Here is a 4,830-nt window from a genome sequence, read left to right on the forward strand (position 1 = left end):
GCAGGAGGGCGCCGCGATCCTCACCGGTGGCGCCCGGTTCGAGGCCGAGGGCGACCTCGCGGGCGGCTTCTACGTCCAGCCCACGGTCTTCGAGGGCCACAACGCGATGCGCATCTTCCAGGAGGAGATCTTCGGGCCGGTCGTCGCGCTCACGTCGTTCGACGACGACGCCGATGCCCTCAAGATCGCCAACGACACGCTCTACGGCCTGGGTGCCGGTGTCTGGTCCCGGGACGGCTCCCGGGCGTTCCGGACCGGCAAGGGGATCCAGGCCGGCCGGGTGTGGACCAACTGCTACCACGCCTACCCCGCGCACGCCGCCTTCGGTGGCTACAAGGGCTCGGGCATCGGCCGGGAGACCCACAAGATGATGCTCGACCACTACCAGCAGACCAAGAACCTGCTGGTGTCCTACTCCCCGGACGCGCTCGGGTTCTTCTGAGGTCGGGCCGTCGCGGGCGGGCGCCCCGAAAAGCTGTAACGCCCGTTTACCCCACCTTCCCACCATGCTGCAGCACGGGGGGAGGAAGGGGTAAACGGGCGTTACAGCAAGGCAGCAACTACCCCCGGCGGGCCTTCTGGGCATGGCTCTCCAGCCGCGACCCGGCGACCGCGAACCTGGCCAGGCGGGTCGGGCCGTCGCTGAACCAGGCCCGCATCATCGCCGTGAACAGCGCGTGCTTCTTGGCGGTGTAGGGGTACCAGTTGGCCTCGAGCTTGCCGCCGTCGGAGTCGACGACCACCGACTGGGCGTTGGTGAACGCACGCAGCCCCGCCACACCCTTGTAGCGGCCCATCCCGGACTCGCCGACGCCGCCGAACGGCAGCGCGGGCGTGGCCTCGGTCGCCATCACGTTGTTGATCGAGACGCCGCCGCAACGCAGCTGCCGGGCGACCCGCTCCGCCCGCGCGGCGTCGGCGCTCCAGACACTGGCGGTGAGGCCGTACGCCGAGGCGTTGGCCCGGTCGATCACCTCCCGCTCGCCGGTGAACCGCAGCACGGGCACCACCGGTCCGAACGTCTCCTCCGTCGCGACCAGCGCGTCCTCGGGCACGTCGGTCAGCACCATCGGCGGCACCAGCCGGAACGGCCGGCCGGGCAGGCCCGGACGACCCTCGAGCACGGCCGCGGCGTCCCAGTCCGCGCCGGTGAGCACCTGGGCGCCGCGGGCGCGGGCGTCGAGCACGTGCTCGGCGACGGTGCGGACCTGGAAGTCCGTCGTCATGCAGCCGATGTCGCCGTCGCCGTCACGATCGTCCGCGGGCGACTCGACCAGGCGGAGCGAGGAGACCAGCTCGACCAGGGCGGCGACGAGCTCGTCGTGGATCGAGTCGTGGACGAAGAGCCGCTCGACCGACGTGCACGACTGGCCGGCCGCCGTGAGCGCGCCGAAGGCCGCCCCCGCGGCGGTGCGGGCGATGTCGACGTCCTCGAACACGATCATCGGGTCCTTGCCGCCGAGCTCCAGCTCGACGGGGATCAGCAGGTCCGCGGCCTGCCGCAGGATCGCCCGGCCGGTGCGGGCCGACCCGGTGAACATCACCTGGTCGGGCCGCTGGTCGATCACGGCGGCGCCGACCGCGCCGTCGCCGTACACGATCTGCAGCCAGTGCGGCGCGATCGCCGCGTGCTCGGCCAGCGACTCGACGAGGCCCTCGAGCGGGGTGTGCTCGCTGGGCTTGTAGACCACCGCGTTGCCCGCGGCCAGCGCGCTCGCGATCGGCACGACCGCCTGGAAGAACGGGTAGTTCCACGGCGAGATCACGAACACGACGCCGCGGGGCTGGTACCAGATCCGCGACTTCTTGCCCATCAGCGTCATCGGCGTCGGCACCTTCTCGTCGCCCAGGGCGTCCTCGGCGTTCGCCTCCAGCCACGCGATCGCGTCCATCGCGCCGAAGATCTCCGACATCACGATGTCCGAGCGCGACTTGCCGGTCTCGGCCTGGACGCGATCGACGATCTCGTCGACCCGATCCGCGATCGCCAGCCGTAGGGCGCGCAGGTGCCGCAGCCGCTCCGGCACCGACAGCGCCCCCAGCGACCGCTGGCCGCTCCGGGCCCGCGCGACGACGCCCTCGACCTCGGCACGCACGAAGCTCTCGCTCACCGCTCCTCCTCCGTGGTCCCCAGGGACCGCTCGTACGCCGCCTCGTCGATCCGCGCGTCGTAGCCGATCACCTCGTGGATGCCCAGCCGGTGCAGGTCGGACCAGTACAGCGAGTGGACCACGCCCTTGATGCCGATGTGCGCCATGCGCAGCGCCGCCGCGGCCGGCTCCGGCGTACGCCGCCAGCCGGCGGCCGCCGCGACCAGCGCGCGCACCGCGGACCGGGGCAGGCGCCCGCACACGTCGAGGAGCAGCAGCAGGCTCGAGCGGTCCGCGTCGCTCATGTAGGGCAGCATCCGGTCGGCCTCGGACGCGGCCACGGCCTGGGAGAACGACGGCAGCAGGTGGTCGCCCGGGACCACGATGTCGCCGAGCCGGAGCAGGCCCCGGGCCTGCGCCGGGGTGAGGGTGTTCGTCTGCTGGGTCATCTCGTCCTCATCTCCCCGCCGCGGCGAGGATCGACTCCCCGGCGCGGATCGACACTGCGGCGATGGTCAGCGCCGGGTTGATGCCCGGTGCGTTAGGGAACACGCTCGAGTCGGCGGCGTGGATGCGGCTGCTGCCGTGCAGCGTGAAATCCGGTCCGACGACCGAGCGGGCCCGGTCGGTCCCGATCGCGCAGCCGCCCATCAGGTGCAGCCCGATGCCGAGGTCGCCCTCGACGAGCTCGCGGGCCCCCATCGACAAGAAGATGTTGCGGATCGCCGCCGCACCGGCCTCGCGTCGGCGTACGTCCTCGGCGCCGAGCCGCTTCTCGATCACCACGGCACCCTTGCGGTTGAGCCGGATCCGGCCCGGCGTGGTGTCGCGCACGCACACCTCGATGCAGCCGAGATGGTCGTAGCGCCGCATCAGCGCCAGGTGCGCCGCGCCGAAGCCGGGCATCAGCATCGCGATCGAGGACGGCCCGGCGAACACGTTCTCGAGCTTGAACCCCTGCCGGCGGAAGCCGGGGTCGGCGGACTTGTAGTTCTGCAGTGGACCGGAGTGGGCCCGGACCGGATGGTCGAAGATCCCGAAGTTCATGTACTGCGGGTGGGTGAAGAACCGGTGTCCCAGCGCCGGCAGCTCCGCCCCGAACCCGGAGGCGAGCAGCAGCCGGGTGTTGCCGATCGCTCCGGCCGCCAGCACCAGACGCTCGGCGGTCCAGGTGCGTTCGGTGCGCGCCGTCCCGGGCTTGCCGACCAGCCCGGTCACGCTCACCCGGTCCGGCCGCTCCTCGACGCGGGTGACCTCGACGTCGGGCAGCAGCTCGGCGCCGTGCCGCTCGGCCACGGGCAGCGCGGTGATCGCCGTGGACTGCTTGGAGTCGATCCGGCAGCCCGAGAGGCACTCGATGCAGGAGTTGCCGTCCTCGAAGCGGCAGTCCGACTGCGCGCGCCGCAGCGGGGCGTGTCGGTAGCCGTTGCGGGCGAAGCCCTCGGCGAAGATCTCCGCGTTGCCGTTGCGGTGTGCCTCGGGCACCGTCTGCAGCGCGATGGCGGCCTCGGCGCGGTCGTAGTACGGCGCCATCGCGGCCTCGGTGAACAGGTCGACGCCGCTCGCGGCCCGGAAGTCGTCGAGCGCGACGTCGTCGAACCGGTCCATCAGCGCCTGGTTGACGATCGACCCGCCGCCGACGACCTTCGGTCGCAGGATGGCCAGCGACGCGTCCTTGTTGAGCTCGAGTCCGCCACCCCAGAACAGCTGCGCGGACCCGTCGACCTCGGTGCGGGGGTAGGTGTGCCGGTCGTAGCGGCCCCCGGCCTCGAGCACCAGGCAGTGCAGGCCACCGGTCGCCAGCTCGCGGGCCAGGGTGAGGCCGGAGGTGCCGGCCCCGACCACGATCACGTCGTAGCGATCGCTCATGCTTCCTCCAGGTGGGTGAGCACGGCCTCCGCGGCGAGCGCCGCGAGCCGTTCGGCGGCCGCGTCGTCGCGGTCTGCGAGCCAGGACAGGGTCAGTCCGTCGGTCAGCGCGACCACGAGCCGCGCGAGGTCGGCGGTGGGGGAGTCCCAGCGCCGGTCGAACCGGGTCGCCAGGTGGTCGAGCAGCTCCGCGGCCACCTCGTGGTAGCGCTGGTACTGCTCGCTCGCCAGCCGCGCCAGCGCCGGGGTCCGCAGCGCGTGCTGGGTCAGCTCGAACATGCCCTGCTCGCGACCGGGGTCGGCCCGGACCAGGTCGAGGTACGTCGCGAGCGCCCGGCGTACCGCCTCCTCCGGGGTGGCCGCCTCGCCGAGCACCCCGGCCAGCCCGGCCTCGCGCTCGCCCCCGACCACGGACGCGACGATGTCGCCGAGCAGCTCCTCGCGCGACGCGTAGGCGTAGTGGAAGCTGGCCAGCGACATCTCGGCCTCCGCGACGATCGCGCGGGTCGAGAGCGCGGACAGCCCGTCGCGCGCGAGGACCCGCACGGCCGCCGCGAACAGCAGCTCGCGTCGCTGGGCCACGCTGATCCGCGCCATCCGACCTCCCGTCGTCGCGAACTGGGACGACTGACCCAGTTCCGCGAGTGGGTCGACTGTCCCACTCCGCGGGGTCCGGCACAAGCGGTTCGAGTGACAAATCGTGATCGGGGTCACTCCGGCGGGGGCGACGTACCAGACAGAACTGCTCCCCGACGCGCACATCCACGACAGATCCGTCAGGTGCGCGCGCCGGGGAGCCGGTCAGGTGTGTGTCAGGAGGCCGCGACGCGGCCGATCCGGACCCGCCAGACCTCGGGGCCCTCCTCGAGGTA

Annotated in this window: 5 protein-coding genes; 1 reads left to right on the forward strand and 4 read right to left on the reverse strand. The window is 72.4% G+C overall.

Features of this window, described 5'->3' with window-relative positions:
- Nucleotides 1–442 (forward strand): aldehyde dehydrogenase family protein (locus VGD85_RS09855; RefSeq protein WP_331063278.1); only part of this gene is annotated, 442 nt, incomplete at its 5' end.
- A 118-nt stretch (nt 443–560) separates the two neighbouring features.
- Here the strand turns inward: VGD85_RS09855 and VGD85_RS09860 are convergent.
- Genes VGD85_RS09860 through VGD85_RS09875 form a run of 4 tightly spaced genes read right to left on the reverse strand, consistent with a single transcriptional unit; the run spans nt 561 to nt 4,555 of the window.
- Nucleotides 561–2,111 carry an aldehyde dehydrogenase family protein gene (locus VGD85_RS09860; RefSeq protein WP_331063279.1) on the reverse strand — a complete coding sequence of 517 codons (1,551 nt, stop codon included), beginning with the start codon at nt 2,109–2,111 and terminating at the stop codon, nt 561–563.
- Nucleotides 2,108–2,539 (reverse strand): hypothetical protein, encoded by a 432-nt coding sequence (locus tag VGD85_RS09865; protein ID WP_331063280.1) that lies wholly within the window; start codon nt 2,537–2,539, stop codon nt 2,108–2,110. Before VGD85_RS09865 ends, VGD85_RS09860 begins: the two co-directional genes overlap by 4 nt.
- Before the next feature lie 7 nt (nt 2,540–2,546).
- A complete protein-coding gene (locus tag VGD85_RS09870; RefSeq protein ID WP_331063281.1) occupies nt 2,547–3,959 on the reverse strand; it encodes a GMC family oxidoreductase in 1,413 nt (470 codons plus the stop codon).
- Nucleotides 3,956–4,555 (reverse strand): TetR/AcrR family transcriptional regulator, encoded by a 600-nt coding sequence (locus VGD85_RS09875; RefSeq protein WP_331063282.1) that lies wholly within the window; start codon nt 4,553–4,555, stop codon nt 3,956–3,958. Before VGD85_RS09875 ends, VGD85_RS09870 begins: the two co-directional genes overlap by 4 nt.
- Between the last annotated feature and the right edge of the window lie 275 nt (nt 4,556–4,830).

It is taken from the genome of Nocardioides sp., assembly GCF_036401255.1.
Taxonomy (GTDB): domain Bacteria; phylum Actinomycetota; class Actinomycetes; order Propionibacteriales; family Nocardioidaceae; genus Nocardioides.

Excerpts from the sequence above, each read along its gene's own strand:
- VGD85_RS09875 (WP_331063282.1), bottom strand. The coding sequence starts at position 4,555 with ATGGCGCGGATCAGCGTGGCCCAGCGACGCGAGCTGCTGTTCGCGGCG.
- VGD85_RS09870 (WP_331063281.1), bottom strand. The coding sequence starts at position 3,959 with ATGAGCGATCGCTACGACGTGATCGTGGTCGGGGCCGGCACCTCCGGC.
- VGD85_RS09865 (WP_331063280.1), bottom strand. The coding sequence starts at position 2,539 with ATGACCCAGCAGACGAACACCCTCACCCCGGCGCAGGCCCGGGGCCTG.